This is a genomic window from Pseudoalteromonas sp. SG45-3, assembly GCF_014164075.1.
Classification (GTDB): domain Bacteria; phylum Pseudomonadota; class Gammaproteobacteria; order Enterobacterales; family Alteromonadaceae; genus Pseudoalteromonas; species Pseudoalteromonas distincta.
In genome coordinates, this window is the sequence record NZ_JACJEN010000001.1 from 146,746 (window position 1) to 168,676 (window position 21,931).

Annotated in this window: 18 protein-coding genes; 10 read left to right on the forward strand and 8 right to left on the reverse strand. The window is 40.4% G+C overall.

The genetic code is table 11. From position 1 onward, the window contains the following. Nucleotides 1–2 precede the first annotated feature (2 nt). From cyoB to cyoE, 4 genes are read left to right on the forward strand one after another with little or no spacing between them, the layout of a single operon-like run. A complete protein-coding gene (cyoB, locus tag H5126_RS00660) occupies nt 3–1,991 on the forward strand; it encodes a cytochrome o ubiquinol oxidase subunit I (protein ID WP_024596558.1) in 1,989 nt (662 codons plus the stop codon). After that, entirely contained in the window at nt 1,988–2,614 is a 627-nt protein-coding gene (cyoC, locus tag H5126_RS00665) for a cytochrome o ubiquinol oxidase subunit III (RefSeq protein ID WP_002958100.1), read from the forward strand. Before cyoB ends, cyoC begins: the two co-directional genes overlap by 4 nt. After that, nucleotides 2,614–2,970 carry a cytochrome o ubiquinol oxidase subunit IV gene (gene cyoD / locus H5126_RS00670; protein ID WP_002958101.1) on the forward strand — a complete coding sequence of 119 codons (357 nt, stop codon included), beginning with the start codon at nt 2,614–2,616 and terminating at the stop codon, nt 2,968–2,970. Before cyoC ends, cyoD begins: the two co-directional genes overlap by 1 nt. Nucleotides 2,971–2,979: 9 nt before the next feature. Further along, nucleotides 2,980–3,864 carry a heme o synthase gene (cyoE, locus tag H5126_RS00675; protein WP_182720695.1) on the forward strand — a complete coding sequence of 295 codons (885 nt, stop codon included), beginning with the start codon at nt 2,980–2,982 and terminating at the stop codon, nt 3,862–3,864. A 101-nt stretch (nt 3,865–3,965) separates the two neighbouring features. Here cyoE and H5126_RS00680 read toward each other — a convergent pair whose 3' ends face one another. The 4 genes from H5126_RS00680 to H5126_RS00695 form a co-directional block, all read right to left on the reverse strand. After that, nucleotides 3,966–4,631: a hypothetical protein gene (locus H5126_RS00680; protein WP_182720694.1), complete on the reverse strand. Its 666-nt coding sequence runs from the start codon at nt 4,629–4,631 to the stop codon at nt 3,966–3,968. A gap of 174 nt (nt 4,632–4,805) precedes the next feature. Further along, entirely contained in the window at nt 4,806–6,788 is a 1,983-nt protein-coding gene (locus H5126_RS00685) for a phytase (RefSeq protein ID WP_182720693.1), read from the reverse strand. Between the two features lie 11 nt (nt 6,789–6,799). After that, nucleotides 6,800–7,774 (reverse strand): metallophosphoesterase, encoded by a 975-nt coding sequence (locus H5126_RS00690; RefSeq protein ID WP_165723817.1) that lies wholly within the window; start codon nt 7,772–7,774, stop codon nt 6,800–6,802. Between the two features lie 61 nt (nt 7,775–7,835). Further along, on the reverse strand, nt 7,836–10,139 hold the full coding sequence (locus tag H5126_RS00695) for a TonB-dependent siderophore receptor (protein ID WP_182720692.1): 2,304 nt from the start codon (nt 10,137–10,139) through the stop codon (nt 7,836–7,838). Nucleotides 10,140–10,436: 297 nt separating this feature from the next. Between H5126_RS00695 and H5126_RS00700 the strand changes: the two genes are divergently transcribed. Together H5126_RS00700 and H5126_RS00705 are read left to right on the forward strand one after the other, a co-directional pair. After that, complete coding sequence (locus tag H5126_RS00700) at nt 10,437–11,357, forward strand: GGDEF domain-containing protein (RefSeq protein ID WP_024596554.1); 921 nt, start codon at nt 10,437–10,439, stop codon at nt 11,355–11,357. Next, entirely contained in the window at nt 11,341–12,342 is a 1,002-nt protein-coding gene (locus H5126_RS00705) for an AraC family transcriptional regulator (RefSeq protein ID WP_024596553.1), read from the forward strand. The genes H5126_RS00700 and H5126_RS00705 overlap by 17 nt, the downstream gene beginning before the upstream one ends. Before the next feature lies 1 nt (nt 12,343). On the opposite strand, the gene H5126_RS00710 is transcribed toward H5126_RS00705, so the two are convergent. The 4 genes from H5126_RS00710 to ettA all read right to left on the reverse strand — a co-directional run bounded on the left by H5126_RS00710 (nt 12,344) and on the right by ettA (nt 16,065). Beyond that, nucleotides 12,344–12,847 (reverse strand): TlpA disulfide reductase family protein, encoded by a 504-nt coding sequence (locus H5126_RS00710; protein ID WP_024596552.1) that lies wholly within the window; start codon nt 12,845–12,847, stop codon nt 12,344–12,346. A gap of 62 nt (nt 12,848–12,909) precedes the next feature. After that, the gene (locus tag H5126_RS00715; protein WP_182694163.1) at nt 12,910–13,818 is read right to left on the reverse strand and encodes a histone deacetylase; all 909 of its coding nucleotides are present in this window, start codon (nt 13,816–13,818) and stop codon (nt 12,910–12,912) included. Nucleotides 13,819–13,871: 53 nt separating this feature from the next. Beyond that, nucleotides 13,872–14,237: a PilZ domain-containing protein gene (locus tag H5126_RS00720; RefSeq protein ID WP_002958114.1), complete on the reverse strand. Its 366-nt coding sequence runs from the start codon at nt 14,235–14,237 to the stop codon at nt 13,872–13,874. 154 nt (nt 14,238–14,391) lie between these two features. After that, nucleotides 14,392–16,065 carry an energy-dependent translational throttle protein EttA gene (ettA, locus tag H5126_RS00725; RefSeq protein ID WP_024596550.1) on the reverse strand — a complete coding sequence of 558 codons (1,674 nt, stop codon included), beginning with the start codon at nt 16,063–16,065 and terminating at the stop codon, nt 14,392–14,394. Nucleotides 16,066–16,398: 333 nt separating this feature from the next. Here ettA and H5126_RS00730 point away from each other — a divergent pair, with 333 nt between their 5' ends. The 4 genes from H5126_RS00730 (at nt 16,399) to metH (ending at nt 21,907) form a co-directional block, all read left to right on the forward strand. Continuing rightward, complete coding sequence (locus H5126_RS00730) at nt 16,399–17,046, forward strand: porin family protein (protein WP_024596549.1); 648 nt, start codon at nt 16,399–16,401, stop codon at nt 17,044–17,046. Nucleotides 17,047–17,256: 210 nt separating this feature from the next. After that, nucleotides 17,257–18,204, forward strand: a complete 948-nt coding sequence (gene metA / locus H5126_RS00735) for a homoserine O-succinyltransferase (RefSeq protein WP_002958117.1) — start codon at nt 17,257–17,259, stop codon at nt 18,202–18,204. Continuing rightward, nucleotides 18,194–19,267, forward strand: coding sequence for a homocysteine S-methyltransferase family protein (locus tag H5126_RS00740; protein WP_182720691.1), 1,074 nt, complete (start codon nt 18,194–18,196; stop codon nt 19,265–19,267). The genes metA and H5126_RS00740 overlap by 11 nt, the downstream gene beginning before the upstream one ends. Before the next feature lie 9 nt (nt 19,268–19,276). Beyond that, on the forward strand, nt 19,277–21,907 hold the full coding sequence (gene metH, locus H5126_RS00745) for a methionine synthase (protein WP_182720690.1): 2,631 nt from the start codon (nt 19,277–19,279) through the stop codon (nt 21,905–21,907). Nucleotides 21,908–21,931: the final 24 nt, after the last annotated feature.

Below are 21,931 nucleotides of genomic sequence, written 5' to 3' on the forward strand. Positions count from 1 at the left end.
TAATGTCGTTATTAGGTAATCTTTCACTCGACGCAATTCCGTTTCATGAGCCAATTCTTGTGTTCACGATGTCGGTTATTGCGATAGCTGGGCTTATTATTGCCGGGCTTATTACAAAGTATAAAAAATGGGGCGTGCTTTGGCGCGACTGGATCACGTCTGTTGATCACAAACGCTTAGGCGTAATGTATATTCTTTTAGCACTAATAATGCTGTTTCGTGGTTTTTCTGATGCAATAATGATGCGTGCGCAGTTGGCACTTGCTACCAGTGGTGCGCCAGGTTATTTACCACCAGAACACTACGACCAAATATTTACTGCCCACGGCGTAATCATGATCATATTTATGGCAATGCCATTTATGATTGGTCTAATGAACATTGTATTACCACTTCAAATTGGTGCTCGCGATGTTGCTTTTCCATTTTTAAATAATTTAAGTTTTTGGTTTACAGCCAGTGGTGCAATTTTAATTAACTTATCACTTGTATTTGGTGAATTTGCAAAAACAGGTTGGGTGGCATATCCGCCGCTTTCGGAGCTGACCTTTAGCCCTGGGGTGGGGGTCGATTATTATATTTGGGCCTTGCAAATATCCGGGCTCGGTACACTTCTAACAGCCGTAAACTTTTTAGCAACCGTGTTTAAAATGCGTGCACCAGGTATGACCCTAATGAAAATGCCAATTTTTACATGGGCATGTACATGGGCAAACATCTTAATTGCAGCATCATTCCCAATTTTAACTGCTGTACTTGCAATGCTAACGCTTGACCGTTATCTAGACTTCCACTTCTTTACCAATGAATTGGGCGGTAACGCCATGATGTACATCAACCTGTTTTGGGCATGGGGTCACCCTGAGGTATACATATTAGTATTACCAGCGTTTGGTATTTTTTCTGAAATTATTTCGACCTTTGCCGGTAAACGTTTGTTTGGTTACAAATCGATGGTTTATGCCAGCGGTGCAATCTCAATTTTAGGCTTTATTGTTTGGTTACATCACTTCTTTACTATGGGCTCAAGTGCTAACGTTAACGCGTTCTTTGGGGTAATGACTATGGTTATTGCCGTACCAACTGGGGTTAAGTTGTTTAACTGGTTATTTACTATTTACCGAGGTCGATTACGTATAAGTGTACCGGTACTTTGGACTCTTGGCTTTATGGTTACCTTTACCGTAGGCGGTATGACCGGTGTATTACTTGCCATTCCTGGCGCCGATTATGTACTGCATAACAGCTTATTCTTAATTGCACATTTCCATAACACAATTATTGGTGGTGCTGTGTTTGGTTACCTGGCCGGTTTTGTATTTTGGTTCCCTAAAGCAATGGGCTTTAAACTTAATGAAAAATGGGGCAAAGCATCATTTTGGTGTTGGATTATTGGTTTCTTCGTAGCATTTATGCCGCTGTACGTACTTGGTTTCTTAGGTATGACACGTCGCTTAAACCACACTAACAACCCAGATTGGAACATGTGGTTATACATTGCCGCAGGCGGTGCTGTAATTATTATGTTTGGTATTATCAGCCAAGTAATTCAATTATATGTGAGCTTTAGAGACCGTGAAGCGCTTGACGATACAACAGGCGATCCGTGGAACGGCCACACACTTGAGTGGGCTACAAGTTCACCTCCGCAAATTTATAACTTTGCAACAATTCCACATATTGATGATATTGATGCATGGACCGATATGAAAGAAAAAGGTCAAGCATATCAAGATAAAGCAAACTACAGCCCTATTCATATGCCTAAAAACACATCAGCTGGCGTGTTAATGGCAGCAAGTTTAACAGTATTTTGTTTTGCAATGATTTGGCATATTTGGTGGTTAGCTGTTGTTGGACTAGTAGGCGGAATTGCCATATTTATCAAACGTTGTTACACCAGCGATGTAGATTACTATATACAACCTGATGAAATTGCACGCATTGAAGCTGCATATAATTCAAGTGGCGTTAAGGAGTTAAAAGCGTGAGTACACTTTCTGCAAATTTAGACTCTGTATCACACGATGATCATGCCCACGCGCATGATCACCACGATACTTCGGGTGATACCGTATTTGGTTTTTGGTTATACCTAATGACCGATTGCCTACTGTTTGCCTCGTTTTTTGCCACTTACGCTGTGTTATTTATGAACACAGCCGGTGGCGTATCGGGTAAAGATATTTTTGAACTCGACTTTGTAGCAGTAGAAACTGCAGCACTACTGATTAGTAGTATTACTTTTGGTTTTGCCATGATTGCCGCTCAAGGGCAAAAAAAGGCACTAACACTGACTTGGTTATTTGTTACGTTTTGTTTAGGTGCTGTGTTTATTGGTATGGAAGTATACGAATTTCATCACCTAATTGTGCATGGCAATGGTCCACAACAAAGTGCCTTTTTAACATCGTTTTTCTCATTAGTTGGCTTACATGGTTTACATGTAACAGCGGGTCTAATTTGGATGACCATAATGATGATTGAAGTTGCTAAACGCGGCTTAGGTAAAGCAACCGTAACGCGTTTAAGCTGCTTAAGCCTATTTTGGCACTTCTTAGACATTGTCTGGATTTGTGTATTTACCGTTGTTTATTTAATGGGAGCAATGTAATGAGCCACAGCGAAACGCATGCGTTAAAGCAAACGCAAAGTGATCATCATGATGAATCTCATGGCAGTGTTAAAACTTACTTAATTGGCTTTGTGCTATCGGTAATTTTAACTGCTATACCGTTTTACATGGTAATGGAAGGTGACTTCTCAAAAGCAACAACGCTTTGGAGCATTGTTACTTTAGCAATCGTACAAATTTGGGTGCATTTAAAATACTTTTTACACCTTAATTTTACCACCGAAGATGGCCGTGCAAGTACTTTTTCATTCCTATTCAGTGCTCTGATCATCGTAATGGTTGTTGGGTTATCTGTTTGGATCATTTATGAATCTAACGCAATGATGATGTACTAGGAGTTGAAGATGTTTCGTCGTTATTTATCAGTGACAAAGCCGGGTATTATTATGGGCAATTTGATCAGCGTAGCGGGCGGGTTTTTACTTGCCTCGCGCGGTGATATAGACCCATGGTTAATGATTGCCACATTAATTGGTTTGTCGCTAGTGGTTGCATCAGGTTGCGCTATCAATAATGTTATAGATAGAGACATAGATGTGGCCATGGCGCGTACTCGTACGCGGGTTACAGTAACGGGCGAAATGTCGGCCTTTGCTGCACTTAGTCACGGTATTTTATTGGGTGTTGTGGGCTTTGGTTTACTTATCGCCTACACCACTCAAGCCGCGGTATTTTTTGCAGCCTTTGGCTACGTAATTTATGTAGGGGTTTATAGCCTCTACATGAAACGCAACTCAGTATATGGCACTTTTGTAGGTAGTCTCTCTGGCGCTGTACCGCCAGTAGTTGGTTACTGCGCCGTAACAGGGCAGTTCGATATGGGCGCATTAATACTGCTAGTTATGTTTAGTTTGTGGCAAATGCCGCACTCTTACGCTATTGCTATTTTTCGCTTTAAAGATTATCAAGCTGCAGGTATTCCTGTATTACCAGTAGCGCAAGGTATCGACAAAGCAAAACGCCATATCGTACTTTACATTGCTGTATACGCATTAGTTGTGATGTTACTGCCAATTACTGGCTACACAGGTGCTGCTTTTATGGCTGTTGCTTGTATTACCAGCTTTTGGTGGTTGCTAATGGCGCTACGTGGTTATCGTCGTAATATTGATATGAGTAGCTGGGCACGTAAAGTGTTCGCATTTTCAATTATTAATATTACAGCGTTAAGTATTGCTATGGCTGTTGACTATCATAGCGTTGTTCCACAGCTATTAACGCTTACCTAATTTAAAAATTTTTAACTATTCCAAAGTTAATCCAAAGGCTCGAAAGGGCCTTTTTTTATACCTAAATATTAAAATAATTGAACATCAGTATTCTCACCCTTTTACTTTCTAAAATGATCAGCATTGTAATAAAGTGGTTTAAGCGTGCCGCAGTTAATAAATTTATAGGTAAGCTCATTTTCAGCTGGGACACGTTTTGAGGTACGAAGCTTTTGCATACATGCATTAACTAAATCAACAAAAATAAGATGGTTATAGCTCGGCGCTTGTTGAATTTTATGAATATAAATACGCTCAGTACCGCCTAGATTAATCATGTCGTAATCTTGCCATTGCGATGATTCACTTAAATCTTTTAGCTCTCTGGCATACAGTTGCTTACTCAGTTCAAGCTCTTTTTTTGAGTAAATTAAACTACCACCTTGTTGATAATCACCCTCGTAAATGTCGGCAATAATCTTAATTTCTTCACCACGCATTAAATGTTGAATATTAAACGCTTGTGGCTTAACCGTGATTAGCTCAGCATTTCTAACAAAGTTTAAGAGTGCGACATCGGGGTTTCCTATTTTATAAACAACTTGCACATCATCTGGAGAATTATAACTAGGTAAGTTAATCACAATTATAGATGAGCCTTGATTAACCAAAGCCATAGGATGCTCAGCATTGTAAGTGGGGTCTACCGGTGGTAGTTCTGTTTTTTCTTCTTCTGCTACAGCAAAGCCACTTAAAGTAACTAGTAATAAAGTAAGTAGTAGGCGCATTATAATCTCAATTAATTTATGAGCTTAAATTGTAGTATAAAAATATATATTACATTGAGTTAATTACACTTAATACTTAACTGCAAAGAATTGTATAAAAGGCTCAAATGAGCCTTTTATACAATTTCAAGGTAATCTCAATGCGACATTAAAATAATGGCGACTAAATAAGCACTACTTAATTGCTTTTTTTACTTCTCGCCAATCTATTATTTTAAAGTTTTGAGGCTGCTGTGGCATACGGTTATAACCATCTTGTACAACTAAAATACCTTCAGGATAACCCGGAAGAGACTTAGATGTTACTGTTAACCCGTCGGTTTCTGATGAGCCATCAATACCATTAACCAAATCACTTATTACATTAAACTTACCTGCAAACTCTAAGCTAGGTGTTTTAATACCCGCAGTACCATTCTTTATTTTATACAGTACGTAGCTGTTATCACCTTGGCTCGAAACAACTAAATAACGTGTTTTGTCGCTGTGGTAAATTTCCATACCTTCAACATCATCAACAAGTTGCTCATTTATACCTTGCAGCATAACCGGTGTACTGCCTGCCGTTGGCTCTGCACCTATAAACCAAATACCGGCATCTTCTTCGCCTACAAATAATTGTCCTAGTTCATCATCTGCACTACAGCCTTCTGGTTGGCTTGGTAGGTTAAACTCGCGAACAAGTTTGCCTGTTATTTTTTCGTTATTCTCACTGATTTTATATTGCTGATATAGCCCCGATTTATCATTTACAAATACATAGTTCCCCGTATTTGACGAGTACATACATAAGCCATAAATTTCATCAAGATTGGTAGGAATATCAGCAATGTACTTCACACTATTATTAGCTTGTACTGAAAATACACTAATACCGTTAAGCGTTCGGTTACTGGCAGTTATTAATGTATTGGTACTGTTTTTAATCGTGCTATTTTGTCGCAGGTCTACGTTATTTAAACGGCCAACTTCAAGTGACTGTTCAAGCTTGCCATTTAGGCTGTATACCATTAGTCCACGGCGTTTATCGGTGCCTAAAATTAAGCTGTTTGCTGCATCTTTAGGGTTAACCCAAATTGCCGGATCGTCTGCTGCATCACCAAACGCTTGTACGGGGGCAGTTTGTGCACTTGCCTTTATTTGAGTAATTGATTGGGGGCTGGTTTTTAATGATTTTATGATAGGTGCTACAGGTAGTGTACTTTTAATATAAGCGCCTGTTTCGTCGTTATACAGCACTGCCGTTGCCGCGTTGTTACTTGTGTAATTTACCGCTACCGATTCCAAGCTCAAGTCACCATTTAACATCCAGTTATTAAGCATTTTACTAATTGGATCATAAGCATACACAGTATTGTTTTTGGTACTAGTAAACCAGATAATACCATCTTGCGAAGCTGAAATAGCTCCTAGTTCACTGTCTAACTTTCCAAAGGGGGCGACTAAAGCAATCGGTTTTTTATCTGCTTGCGATTCCGCGTTCGCGTTTATTGCCCAAATGCCTACTTCGCTTTCACTTACATATAAGGTATTTGTTGTTGTACTTACAGCACAACCCGACGCCTCACTAACGCCAGAAAATTCACGTACATTTACGTTAACCGCTTTATTATTCGCTGTATCAAAAATAATAGTTTCGGTAATTAGCCCGCGTACATCAGGTACAAATGCCGATATTGATTCACTCGCTTTATTAGCAAATAAACACACCGTATCGGGTTGTGCTTGTGGTGGGTTAATGCGGGTTAGTTCAATTGTATCCCAGCCACTTTGAGTGTGCTCAAGCTTAAATATAACAACGTTATCTTGATTGTTATCAATAGTTGCAACCAAAAATGAGTGTGCTGTTAGCTTAGTGACAGCAAGCGCTTCAAAGTTACCTTTTTTTATAATGCGGCTTTGTTGCGTTTCACTTTCAACTAACACTAAGCCTTTGCTTTCGCTTGCTAGCAACCAATTGTTATTATTTAACCATGCCGCTTGTGAGCCTTGCATGTTATCTGTTGGACCAAATTCAGTACTATTAATGACTATTTTATCGGATGTGTTTTTTACTGCCGTATTTGTAGCCATATTACTATTGCTACACGCACTTAATGTACTAAGCACTAAGCTACTTACAATTAAGCTAATAGATGTTTTTAATTTAAAGTTCATGTTGTAACCCTTTATTGGTCAAAGCGCTTTTGTGTGCTGTAACGCACTTCGCCTTTATAGTTAATAGCCGTTGCTTTTAGTGCTTCATTGTTAATCGAAAAGCTCAAAAATCCTGGAGTAGCTTCTGCAAAACGCGTAAATTCACGTTGTTTTACGTAACGCGCTTCGCTACCACCACCAGATACAAAGTGGTCGAGTTTACTGCCATCTATTTGGTTATGTTGCAGGTCATGTTCGTGTCCTGCTATGTATGCTTGCACACCATTTTGCTCAAATATGGGCTCGAGTAAATTACGTAAACCTTCAGTAAGTCCGTAACGTTTTCCACTGCTATAAAGTGGGTGATGACCAACCACTATTTTCCATCGTGCTTGGCTATTTGAGAGTTGGCTATCTAACCATGTTAATTGCGCTTGGCTGTTTTGCCCTTGAGTTGCTTTGTATTTTTCGCGTGTTTTGTATTCAGGATTTAAAGTATTAGTGTCTAAAAACACCATTAATATCTGCTCGCCACCTTTTAAAGTAAAGGTTTTGCTGTAATAGCGTGCAGGTAAATTCCAGCGCTGACTTTTTTTACTGTAATCAAGTTGTGCTTGCGCATTACCTAAATAATCATGATTACCCAGTACTACATACCAAGGCTCGAATGTATGTGGACCATGGTAAATATCTTCATAGGCACTTTGCCAAAGCGGGTCGTTAACACTTGCCACGCCATTGGGATAAAAGTTATCGCCAGTTGAAATAGTAAAATCACCATCCGTTTGAAACATCGCTATTTCTAACTGGTGTGCTACGTCTTTTTGATAAAAGTGCCCGTTATGTCCCCAATCACCAATAACCGTAAAATTTAAGCTCTTAGGCAGCACCGTCAAGTTGGCAATTTTTTGTTGCTCGTATAATACATCGGTGTACGTTACGTTTGCCAATACGCTTTGTATACTGCATAAGCCAAGTGTTATTAGCAGTAATGTTTTTTTTATCATTATAGTTCTCTCATGTTTGGTAGCGCTAAATAAAGTGATTAGCACTACCTTATAAACTTATTTAAAACGCGTAACGCAGCATAAGTTGATAAACCGGTCCCGCTTCTTCAGATTCAATTTCGTACTCATCAAAGCTTCTACTAAACTGATCTTCAACGGTATCAAATTTATTAAAGGTTTCGTCTTTACTTGCATCAAGTAGGTTTGAACCCACCAAGCGTAGCGTTACATCTTCCCAACGTTTTTCTAAAAACACTTCAAAGTCGGCACTGTAAGATGTAGTTATTTCTTCACCTACAATACGTCCATAGGCATCACCTTGCTTACGGTAAGTTACGCCAAATGCAGCTTTGAGTTCGGGTAAGTCTTGAATAAACCCAATGTTATAAACGTAGTCTGATTGGTCGTTAAATTTGCGAGTTCCAAAAAAATCGGTTACTTCACTATCAAGCCATGAGTAGTTTAAAAATACACCCGTATTAGGCATGCTAAATGCGCCAAGTGGAGTAGATAAATCAAGCTCAACTCCTTTAACATTACCATCGCTGGTGTTGCGTGGTTGCAGTACAAATGTACCTTCGCCCTCAGAGCCTTCTTGTCCTGTATTTGCTATTTCTATTAGGTCATTTACTTTGCGATAAAATAAATTAATACCTACAACGCCACTTTTTCCTAAGCGATACTCGTAGCCTAAGTCCATACCCCAAGCTGATTCTGGTTTTAATTCAGGGTTCCCTAGTTGGTCGTTATCGCCAAGCTCTTTTTCGATAAGTGCCGGCGTTAAAAAATCAAACTCAGGGCGGCGTAAACTACGCGCAATCGATGCACTTATACGCCCATTTTCGCTAACGTTATAACGAAAGTGTGCCGAGGGGAGGATAAAGTCGTAACTATTATTTTCGGTCACGCCAATTGTTTTATCATTAATTTTAGAATCGGTAGACTCCCAGCGAACGCCCAGCTCCCAAGCAAATAAATCATCTTTGTGCTTAACAAGGGCAAATAAGTCAAAGCGATCTTCTTCTAAAGTATTTACACCACCAGTAACCGCTTCGTACTCGCTATTAAATGCAGCAAGCGTTAAAGGTGATGCTGCGTATTGATCCCAACTGGTAAGTGCAAGTTCTAATTCGTTTTGCGATTCTAAAATTTCACTGTCGCGTTTTTTATTTTGTAAAAATGCACCAAGCTGAATTTCTTTGCTGTCACCCCAAGGTTGGCTGTGTTGCCACTGTAGAGTCCATTCTTTATCATCTATTTCACTTTTAGTTTGCTCTTCTTCAAATACCATAGGCAGCTCAGACGTATCTAGTTCTACTTCTTGCTCATAAACAGACTCTTCAAACCGAGCAAAGCCAAATTTAAACTTACTAGTGCCGCTTAGTAGTGGAAATTCATAAGCGGTATTGATGTTGTAATTAGTTTGGTCAATATATTTAACATTGGCATTATCTGTTTCTAAGTTACCGCCATTTACAATATCGTTATTGGTTGCAGTTGGGTCGTTGTATTCAAATGAACGTTCATCCTCAGTACGCTCTGTATCAACCCACATAGCGCTAATATTAAACTGACTATCGTCGTCAAAAACAATTTCGTAGCTGGAGTTAAGTGATGTGTCGTCGCCATCGCGAGTGTCTGATTGGTCTTCGCGGTTATCAAACTCTTCTGTTTGAAAATTTATATTGTTTTCAGGGCTATCGCCGTAGCGCAAACTAGTTTTTTGTTTTGGGTTATATCTGCCTTGTAAATTTGCACCAAGTAATAAGCGCCCACCAGCAAATTCAGTACCGTACACAGCAGCCAAGCTTTCTTTAAATTCACCATCGTCATAAAGCAAGCCACCAGCACGCAAGTAACCGCCATCTAAACTGTAACCATCGCGCAATACAATATTTAATGTGCCCGCAATAGCATCGGCTGAGCGGTTAGCACTTGATGAGCGAATAATTTCAACGCGTTCAATTAACTCAGCCGGAATTCGGTCAACAAAAAATGAACGGTCGGCACCAGCGCCAGGTACTTCTTCACCGTTTATAAGCACCTTTGTATAAGCAGGGCTTAACCCCCGCATACGTGCACCATCCGATTCAAGCACATCCGATAAAAATGTAACACTGGGTACTCGTTTTAATGCATCGCCTGCGGTCAATGGTTCAAAACGTTGAAAGTACTCTTGTGAATATTCTAAGGTTGGTGCGAGTTCGTCTGAGCGGTTTCTGTAGCCAATTTCACCGTATACAACAATTTTGTCAGAAACTTCGATATCTTTTTTTGTGGTTTCTTTTGCATCATCTTCTGCATAAGCCGTTAAATTACATAAGGCTAATGCGGCTACCAGTGCTTTTATTTTAAAGTCTTTCATTGTATTTGCTCTTGGTTATTGCTGGGTTGTTTCTTGATATGGCGAGCAAGCTAAAGATATTTGATTACGTAAATGTGACAGTGTTTAGTTTAAATACATGTATTTAGAGGTGTTTGAGCAATATCTAGAGCGTATTGAGCTTTTATCACTCCTCGTAAAGTCAGGTGTTATGTACCGTGCAGGGCTGTTTTTAAAGTAGGTATCATTTAGTTGTCATATAGCTGAGCTAATATGACCCTGCTAACAAAAACTTGTATGAACTAACTTTAAAACTCATTTATAAACGAGATACCGCACATGCGATTTAACCCCTTTATCAGCCACCGATTATTAATAAACGCTATTATTGCGATGTTTTTTAGCGCTGTGTTTTTAAGTAGTTATTTAGGTGTATTAAAAACTTACGCCAGTATTCAGTGGCTCGATATTATGGGGGAGGGCGGTATTGTATTAATGACTCTCGTATGGATTGCCGCGTTATTAATTTCAAGACCACCGGGTAAAGTAACCACTTACTTAGTGATAGGTGTTGGGTTATTTATGTTCTCGGCAACCCTCGATTTACTTGATGAATGGCTAATGCATCCCGCCCATCAATGGCTCAGTTGGATTGAATCTCTGCCAGCACCTTTAGGTATGTTGTTAACGAGTGTGGGTTTGTATTATTGGCATCAAGAGCAGTACGTATTAAATCGTCAGCTACGCCGCCGTGAAGCGCATTTACGTGAGCACGATAAGGTGTGCTCAGTTACAGGTCTTTATAAGGCGCAGTACCTAGATTCTGCAATTAAAGAGCAACTTACGAGCAAACAACCACTCTGGCTTGGGGCTATTGATATTCGTGATTTTTCGCATTTTAATAGTGAGTTTGGCTTTAGTGAGGGCGACCGGTTACTGCGTGAAATTAGCGAGCTATTGTTAATGAATTGCCGACTAAGTGATGTAGTGTGCCGCTACGCAGGAGATTGCTTTATGGTATTGATGCCAGCCACCACAGAGCAGCAAGCTAAAGAGTTGATGGCACAAATTAAAGGAGCTCTAAAGCATTGTGCATTTAAAGTTGAAGCATCTAAAAAAGCAAAGTTTCAATATGTCACTACCGCCTTAATACAAGGTAATACGCATAGCAGTACAGGTAAACTAACAAGCCAACTGCATAGTCAATTACAACAAAAAAAGCATCAACTAAAAGTAGCGCACCGTGCACATGTTTGTTAGCCAAGACGACAAATATTTAAGCGCTCAAGGGCTTATTACGTCAGCTGTAGAGCTTGCTCAAAGCCGAAACATAAATTTACATAAGCTGCTACGCGGTACCGGTATTTTTGAACAAGACTTACTTAATTTTCAGCATACATTTAGTGTGTCTCAGCAGGTGCGTTTATTAGCTCAATTTAAGTTGTTGATGAAAAGTACTGACAGTGGTTTTTTACTCGGTAGCCAACTTATTAACGACACTCGAGCCGAAGCTCAGGCATTAAAATATAGCGATAATTTAGCTCAAGTATTAAAGCAATTATCACTTTTAAGAATGCAATTAGCGCCTTTGCTGTTTAGCCAAACGTATATTAAAAACGATAATGTTTATATTTATATTCAGCCAGCACATGGGTTTGATGAAAGCCTTTACCACTATGTGCTAGAGATATACAGCACTGCATTTTATAGTTTACTTAAACGAGTGAGCGAAAGTTACCCGCATTGTCAGTTCGACTTTGCTTTTAAACGCCCTCGGCATATTCAAGAATATGAGCAAAATTTAGGGCTAAAGGTAAGTTTTGATAAGCCATGTACTCGCTGGGTATTAAATAAAACCATGTTAAGGGCTAAAAACCCGCATGCGAGTCAATTACGATTTATGCAAGCGCAGTCGCAGCTACATAATAAAAGCGTAGTTAGCATGACTTTTATTGAAGCCGTCTGCAGATACTTATACTCTCACCCAAGTGCTAATTTAGAGTGCACCGCAAAGCACTTTGCTATGAGCTCAGCTACATTTAAGCGCAGACTCAAACTCAATGGGGTACGCTTTTCAGCGTTAATAGATGAGCAAAATAAGCACAAAGCTATTTACCTACTTACTCTGTGCGCCAAACATAACGAACAAGTCGCTGAACATTTAGCTTTTTACGATATACCTAACTTTCGGCGCGCCTTTAAACGCTGGACAGGCTTAACACCTAATCAGTTAAAAGCGCAATAAGTTACTCAGTTGCCATGTCTATGGAGTGCAACAATGTTCGTGCATTTAAATGAAGATTTGGATCTTCTGGGTTTGACGTATTAGTCAGCCAAATTACATTGCCTTCTTTATTTACAAATAATGTAGTAGGTGTGCCTCGTATACCTAATTGCTGTGCTATTGCATCGGCTTTTACAGCTGTTTTAAAAGTATAACCTCTTTCGCTAAGTGCTTTAGCGGGAGTAGCATCGTCATCTTCTTCAAAGCTCACGGCAATAACTTTTAATCCCATATCATCAATTTTTTGAAGTGCTGGCTGCAGCTTTTTACAGTACGGACACCATGTTGCCCAAAAGTGTAATACGTAAGGTTGACCTAATAAATCTTGAGTATTGAGTGGCGACCCATCAGCCATTTGTAAATTTAATGTTGGCAATTTAGGATATGTTGCTTCTGAGCTTGTATCTTGTGCGTAAGCTGTAAAGCTTAATAAAATTAGCGTGATGGTAATAAATAGCTGTTTCATAATATGCTCTTTTTTATTTTACATATTAAACAAGAACGATAATTTAACATTTTCATTTCAAACTAAAAGCCAGCAGCTTGTTCAACAACAATAGCGTGGCGTTTAGCGAGGCGTAGGTGATCTCTATCGTAACCTCCACCTATCACAGTAGCTACAGGTGTATTGTGTTCAAGGCAGCGTTTTAGCACTAAATGGTCACGTTTAGCTATGCCATCCCAGCTAATATCTAACTTACCCAAGCCATCACCTTGCCAAATATCAACGCCAGCATCGTAAAGTACTAAGCTTGGGTTTAGCTCTTTAAGTAAATAACATAGTGTTTCGTTAACTATGGCAAGGTATTCGTCGTCCTTCATATTATTTGCCAGGCCAATGTCTAAATCGCTAGCGGACTTTCTAAAGGGGAAGTTTTTTTCACAATGGATAGAGCAAGTATACGCATAGGGTTGATGCTGTAACATTGCAGCTGTGCCATCACCTTGGTGCACGTCTAAATCAAAAATAAGTACGTTAGTTACCTCACCCGATTTAATTAAAGTTTGCGTGGTAAAGGCCAAATCGTTAACCATACAAAAACCTGAACCAAAGTCATTATGTGCGTGATGTGTACCACCAGCAAGATGACACGCTATACCGTGTTTAAGTGCTAAGCGGGCTGTCTGTAGCGTTCCTTGAGGGGCTGTAAATGTACGTGCCATAAGCTCTTTTGACCAAGGTAGACCAATGCGACGCATGGCTTTTTCATCTAAGCGGTTGTGCCATAAATCTTGGATATAATTATCGCAATGCACAAGCTCAAGCGGCTCTGGCGTGCCTAATATTGGCTCAACTAGGTTACTGCCGATTAAACCAAGCTCTGCAACATGTTGATATAAATGTGCAAATTTACTCATTACAAAGCGATGCTTAGGATCAAAGCTAAACGAGTAGTTAGGATGGTATACCAAAGGCAAATGAGGATTTAAGCGCATATTTACAAGCTTTATAAAGTTTGCGCTATGGTAATCAACTTAAGAGAATGAGTCTATTGTGAGTCATTAATAAGTGACGCTAATTCGCGATGCAGTAGCTCATCATCGGCTAAGTTTAGCTCTATTAAACGCTTTAAATAAGTAATACTGTCTATATCAATGTGATGGCATTTTAAACCAATATGATCGGCTTCAATATGGCAAATCACTACTTCCATTTTTATTTCTATATCGCTTTGAGGTAATGTAAAACGCAGTATTGCTTGCGTATTGTGGCTGCCAATAAATGCATCACAATTAGTAACCAACGCGCCATGTAACGATAGATCGAGTAATTTACACGGATACTGTTGGCTATCAAAACATAACAGAGCGTTAGTTGAAAATAGCACACGAGAAAACTGTCGACGATTTTGCATAACCTAATTTAGCCTTACTGTTTTTATAATAAATTAAGCATAGCGGGTAATTCTCTACATGCTAGCAAGATGTGCTCCTGTAATGCTGGTGACATAAAAAAGCCCTGCAAAGTGCAGGGCTTAAGTTATACAAACATAAAATTAACCAATATTTTTAGCCAATTTTTTTGTACTTAATACGTTTAGGTTGAGTTGCCTCAGCGCCTAGGGTCTTTTTAAGCCACTCTTCATATTCAGTGTAGTTACCATCAAAGAAGTTAATTTGACCTTCGTCGCGGTAATCTAAAATATGTGTAGCGATACGGTCAAGGAACCAACGGTCATGCGAGATACACATTACACAACCTGGGAACTCTAAAATAGCGTTCTCCAGTGCACGTAGTGTTTCAACGTCCAAGTCATTGGTTGGCTCATCGAGTAGTAACACATTGCCGCCAGCTTTTAATAACTTAGCAAGGTGTAAACGGTTACGCTCACCACCTGATAGGTCTTTAACAAACTTTTGCTGATCGTTACCTTTAAAGTTAAAGCGACTTACATATGCTCGGCTTGGGAACTCAAAGTTACCAATTTTCAGTACGTCTTGTCCGTCTGATATTTCTTGGAAAACAGTTTTGCTTTCGTCCATACCGTCGCGGAACTGATCAACAGTAGCTAGGTGTACTGTTTCGCCAACGCTGATGTTACCGCTGTCTTGCGTTTGCTCACCGCTTATCATTTTAAACAGCGTTGATTTACCTGCGCCATTCGCGCCAATAATGCCCACAATGGCACCTTTTGGCATGCTAAAGCTTAAGTCATCAATTAAAACGCGATCGCCAAAACTCTTACGAAGATTAGTTACTTCAAGTACTTGGTCACCTAAACGTGGGCCAGGTGGAATAAACATCTCGTTAGTTTCGTTACGTTTTTGGTAATCAGACTGCTGCATTTCAGTAAACTGAGCCATACGTGCTTTTGACTTAGCTTGACGACCTTTAGGGTTTGAACGAACCCATTCAAGTTCTTGCGCAATTGATTTTTGACGTGCTTTTTCAGATTTTTGTTCTTGCTGTAAGCGCGCATCTTTTTGTTCAAGCCAAGAAGAGTAGTTACCTTCCCATGGAATACCTTCACCACGGTCAAGCTCCAATATCCAACCAGCTACATTATCAAGGAAGTAACGGTCATGCGTTACTGCCACAACAGTGCCTTCGTAATCGTGCAAGAAGCGCTCTAACCATGCAACCGACTCAGCATCCAAGTGGTTAGTAGGCTCATCAAGAATAAGCATGTCTGGTTTTTCAAGTAATAATCGACATATAGCAACACGGCGACGCTCACCACCTGAAAGGTGCTCAATTTTAGCATCCCACTCTGGCAGGCGAAGTGCATCAGCTGCGCGTTCTAAAACGTTGTCGATGTTATGACCATCGTGCGCCTGAATAACAGCTTCAAGCTCGCCTTGCTCTTTTGCAAGTGCGTCAAAGTCAGCGTCTTCCATGGCGTATTCGTTATACACTTCGTCAAGACGTTTAAGTGCATGTTTAACTTCGCCAACAGCTTCTTCAACAGTTTCACGTACTGTTTTACTTTCGTCTAAAACAGGTTCTTGCGGTAAATAACCAATTTTAGTACCAGGCTGAGGATGTGCATCACCTTCAAAATCTTGGTCAACACCGGCCATAATACGCAGTAACGTAGATTTACCAGAACCGTTTAAACCAAGCACACCAATTTTAGCGCCAGGAAAAAAGTGCAACGAAATATCTTTTAAGATAGTGCGCTTAGGTGGCACAACCTTAGATACTCGACTCATCGAGAATATAAATTTATCAGGTAAAACCATGGAGGAAAGCCTTCAAATAATAATAAAAATTTCAATGTTGTATTGTAGTGGCTGACGGGTGAAACAGTCAACGAATGCTGTATAGAACAATACACTTACCTAAGCGGTACTTTGTTTTGATTGCTCGTTAAAAACACTACTATTACAGGATTTCTATTGTGTAAAATTCTGTAATCTATTGTTTTATATTGTTCAAATACATTTCATTTTTAACAAAAGTGGTACAGTATATTTACAAGCTGTAAAGTATAAGCAAGTTATATAGGCAGGCCACACTTAGTTTGTTGTTAAACATCACATTATTAAATATTACAAAGGTTTAAAGGAATGAACATGAAAATAGTTACAAGGTTAGGGGCATTACTTTTAGGTTTATACTCATTTTCGAGCCAAGCAGACATACTCCACGTAAATGGTTATTACCAAGGAATAGGGATAGGGTCTACGCAAATTGATGTATACGAGAGTGATAGCATACAGTTTACAACGCTTTACGGCAGGTTTGGATATCAGTTTTCGCGTTACTTTGCATTAGAAGGGCGTATAGGTTTTGGGTTAAATGATGAGTCAACGCCTCTAAACGGAATTGTTTACACTCAGAACCCACAGGACGGTTCGCTGAGTTCAGAATTCATTAAGAGCGAAATCGATTCAAGCCTTGATTTGCAAACAAGTATATTTGTAAAAGCTAATTATCCAATTTCATCTCGAGCTGATGTGTTTTTATTTGGTGGCTATGGTAGAAATAAATTAAGTTACAATGAAGGCGACTTAAAAAACCTTGCAGAATCAATAACTGGTACAGATACAAATTCTACGCTAATAACTGAGCAAAACTACGATGAAGGCGGCGTAACGTACGGAACCGGCATTGACTTTAGGCTAACTCAACGCTGGCAAGTAAGTGCTGAATACCAATATTTTGATACAAATGAAGGCGATATTTACGCTCTTAATTTATCTGTAAATTATCGTTTTTAATTATAATAGCGCTACTGATTTTAGTAGCGCTATTTCAATTCACTAAAACAAAGTACTTCAATATAAATGCATTCCCTCTCATCTATAACTTTTAGTAAATCTTAAAAAAATCATGAATAAATTTCATTTGGACATCTATACATCTAGAGGTTGATATTTTTTACTTTCAGTTCATAATTAAGCCTCGGTTTTTATGAGCAGGAGTAAAGTATGCCAATTACAGTAAAAGACGAGTTGCCGGCAATTGCACGTTTACGTCAAGAAAACGTATTTGTAATGCCAAAAAGTCGTGCAAAAACGCAAGAAATACGCCCAATGCGTTTGGCTATTTTAAACTTAATGCCTAATAAAGTAGAAACCGAAGTTCAGTTTATTCGCTTACTTGCCAACTCACCTTTGCAAGTAAACGTAGAACTACTGCGCCTCGACACTCACCGCAGTAGCAGCAACTCAGAAGAGCACCTTGATACCTTCTACCGTTATTTTTCTGAGGTTAAAGACAACAATTACGATGCATTAATAGTAACCGGTGCGCCACTTGCCCATTTAGAATACGACGATGTAGCGTATTGGGATGAGCTAAAGGTCATTATTGATTGGGCTGAGCAACACGTTACCTCTACGTTATTTTCTTGTTGGGCAGCGCATGCAGCGTTATATCACCGTTACAATTTAAAACGCGATTTAAAAGACGATAAACTGTGTGGCGTATTTACTCACCAGTGTTATTTTGATCACGGTGCACTGACTCGCGGATTCGACGATACCTTTTTGGTACCTCACTCACGCTACGGCCATATTGATATAAATAAAATAAACGCCTGTGAAGAACTCGTTGTACTGGCAGGTTCTGAGCGAGTAGGGGCTTACTTACTTAAAAATAAATCGGGTAGCCAAGTGTTTATAACCGGCCACCCAGAGTACGACGCCGACTCGCTAAAAGCAGAATACGAGCGCGATTGTAAAAAAAGCCCTAATGCACCAAAGCCCGAAAATTACTTTCCGGATGACGATGCAACCAAACAACCTTCAAAAACGTGGCAAAGCCATGCTTTTTTACTTTTTTCGAACTGGTTAAATTACTACGTGTACCAAACCACACCGTATGATATTAATTTAGTTAGCCAAGACGTGAGGACTAACAACTATGCCGAATAACGCGCCTACAAATAATAAGCAAGCCGAAATAAGTGCCGCATTACAAGAACGCATTTTAATTTTAGATGGCGCAATGGGCACCATGATCCAAGATCATAAGCTAGAAGAAGAAGACTATCGCGGAGAGCGTTTTAAAGACTGGCATGTATTAATTAAAGGTAATAACGATTTATTAAGCCTAACCAAGCCCGACTTAATCACTGATATTCATCGTGGTTTTTTATCAGCGGGCGCCGATATTATCGAAACCAACACGTTTAACTCGACCACTATTTCGATGGAAGATTACGACATGGCAAACCTAAGCCGTGAAATAAACCTAGAGTCGGCTAAATTAGCACGCGCAATTTGCGATGAATTTACGGCTAAAACGCCAGAAAAACCGCGCTATGTAGCCGGTGTTTTAGGGCCGACATCTAAAACGTGTTCAATTTCGCCAGACGTAAACGATCCGGGTTACCGAAACGTTACTTTTGATAAGCTAGTTACTGCGTATGTAGAGTCTACCCTTGCATTAATGGAAGGCGGCGCCGATTTAATACTAATCGAAACTATATTCGACACGCTTAATGCAAAAGCCGCCTCGTTTGGTGTAGAAGAAGCCTTTGAGCAAGCAGGGCGCACATTACCAGTTATGATCTCGGGCACTATTACCGACGCTTCTGGCCGTACGCTTTCTGGGCAAACAACCGAAGCATTTTATAACTCTATTCGCCATATTAAGCCTATTTCGATTGGTTTAAACTGCGCGCTTGGCCCTGATTTACTGCGCCAATATGTAGAAGAGCTTTCGCGCGTGTGCGAAACCTTTACATCGGTACACCCTAATGCGGGCTTGCCTAATGAGTTTGGTGAATACGACTTAGAAGCGCCTGAAATGGCAGCCGAAATTATCGATTGGGGTAAATCGGGCTTTATTAATATAGTAGGTGGATGTTGTGGCACCACGCCTGCGCATATTCGTGCTTTTGCAAAAGGTTTAGCAGGCGTTAAACCACGCCAACTGCCAGAGCTTGAAGTACGCATGCGTTTATCAGGCCTTGAAGCCTGTAACTTAAATTAAGGAGCCAACATGACCCAACAAATAGCAGTATTTACTAATGTCGGCGAACGTACCAATGTAACCGGTTCTGCCATGTTTAAACGTTTAATCATGGAAGAAGACTTTGAAGCTGCGCTAACAGTGGCCCGCGAACAAGTAGAAAATGGCGCACAGGTTATTGATATAAACATGGACGAAGCCATGTTGGACTCAAAAGCCGCTATGGTTAAGTTTTTAAACTTAATAGCCTCAGAGCCTGATATTTCACGCGTACCCATTATGGTCGACTCCTCTAAATGGGAAGTAATAGAAGCAGGCTTAAAGTGTATTCAAGGTAAGGCCATTGTTAACTCTATATCGCTAAAAGAGGGCGAAGAGCCGTTTATTCGCCAAGCTAAAATAATAAAACGTTTTGGTGCAGCTGCCGTTGTAATGGCGTTTGATACTGACGGGCAAGCTGATACAGCAGACCGCAAATATGAAATATGTGCCCGCAGCTACAAAATATTAGTAGAAGACATTGGTTTTCCACCAGAAGATATTATATTCGACCCTAATATATTTGCCGTAGCCACCGGTATAGAAGAGCACGACAACTACGCAGTAGAATTTATTGAAGGCACACGCCGCATTAAACAAAACTTACCGCACTGCAAAGTGTCGGGCGGGGTGTCAAATGTATCGTTTTCATTTAGGGGTAATAACCCAGTACGTGAAGCTATTCACTCGGTATTTTTATACCACGCCATAAAAGCGGGTATGGATATGGGCATTGTAAATGCAGGGCAACTCGCCGTTTACGACGACATCCCAGAAGAGCTTCGTAAAGCCGTTGAAGACGTAATACTTAACACAGACCCAGGTGCAGGCGAGCGTTTAGTAGAGCTTGCACCAAAATACTCTGGTATGGCACAAGCCGAGCGAGTAGAAGATTTAGAATGGCGCACATGGCCTGTAGAAAAACGCCTTGAGCACGCGCTTGTAAAAGGCATTACTACCTTTATAGATGAAGATACCGAAGAGTGCCGCGCTGCTGCCGATAAACCTATTCACGTAATTGAAGGGCCGTTAATGGATGGCATGAACGTGGTAGGTGATTTATTTGGCGCAGGTAAAATGTTTTTACCACAAGTGGTTAAATCGGCGCGCGTAATGAAACGAGCCGTAGCCTACCTAGACCCATTTATTGAAGCCGAAAAAGAAGAAGGCTCAACCAATGGTAAAATAGTGATGGCGACCGTAAAAGGCGACGTACACGACATAGGTAAAAATATTGTAGGCGTGGTACTACAGTGTAATAACTACGAAGTTATTGATTTAGGCGTAATGGTACCTGCCGATAAAATACTTCAAACCGCCATCGACGAAAAAGCCGATATTATTGGTTTATCGGGCTTAATTACCCCATCGCTTGACGAAATGGTACACGTAGCAAAAGAAATGAAACGCCGTGGTTTTGAACTGCCGCTACTCATTGGTGGTGCAACTACCTCTAAAGCGCACACCGCAGTAAAAATTGAGCCGCAATATGACAAAGGCGTTGTGTATGTAAATAACGCAAGCCGTGCAGTTGGTGTGGTTTCAAACTTATTATCAAAAGACATTAAACCTGACTTTTTAGCTAAAACTAAAGCTGAATATGTAAAAGTACGCGAGCAACAAGCGCGTAAAAAACCACGCTCTAAGCCTGTTACTATCCAGCGCGCACGCGATAACGCAGCAAAGCTTGATTGGGATAACTACACACCACCAGTGCCTAAAAAGCTGGGCGTGACCGAGTTTAAAAATGTATCAATCGCGACTTTGCGTAAATACATAGATTGGACGCCATACTTTATGACGTGGTCAATTGCCGGTAAATACCCGCGCATAATGGACGATGAAGTAGTAGGCGAGCAAGCGCAAAGCTTATTTAAAGACGCTAACGATATGTTAGACGACCTTGAAAAAGCAGGCAGTTTGCAACCACTTGGTGTAATTGGTTTATTCCCGGCTAACCGCGTGGGTGATGACATAGAAATATACACCGACGAAACACGCAAAGAAGTATTAACTACTTCGTGCCATTTACGCCAGCAAACCGAAAAAACCGACTTTGCTAATTATTGCCTAGCCGACTACATAGCACCAAAAGGCACGCCTGATTACTTTGGCGCGTTTGCAGTAACGGGCGGCCTAGAAGAAGACGATTTAGCAAATGCGTTTGACGCACAGCAAGACGATTACAACAAAATAATGGTTAAAGCCGTAGCCGACAGGCTCGCCGAAGCGTTTGCAGAATACCTGCACGAAAAAGTACGTAAAGAGTATTGGGGTTTTGCACCAGACGAAAACCTAGCAAACGATGAGCTAATACGCGAAAACTACCAAGGTATTCGCCCTGCGCCAGGTTACCCAGCGTGCCCAGAGCACACCGAGAAAAAGAAAATTTGGCAGTTGCTCGATACCGAAAAGCGCATTGGTATGCAGCTAACTAGCTCGTATGCCATGTGGCCAGGTGCTGCTGTTTCAGGTTGGTACTTTTCACACCCTGAGGCTAAATACTACGCCGTAGCAGCTGTGCAAAAGGATCAGGTAGAAGACTATGCTAAGCGAACTAATATGACGCTCGCAGAGGCAGAAAGATGGTTATCGCCTAACTTGGGTTATGATCCGGAGTAAATAGAACCGCTGTCCGTTAAAACA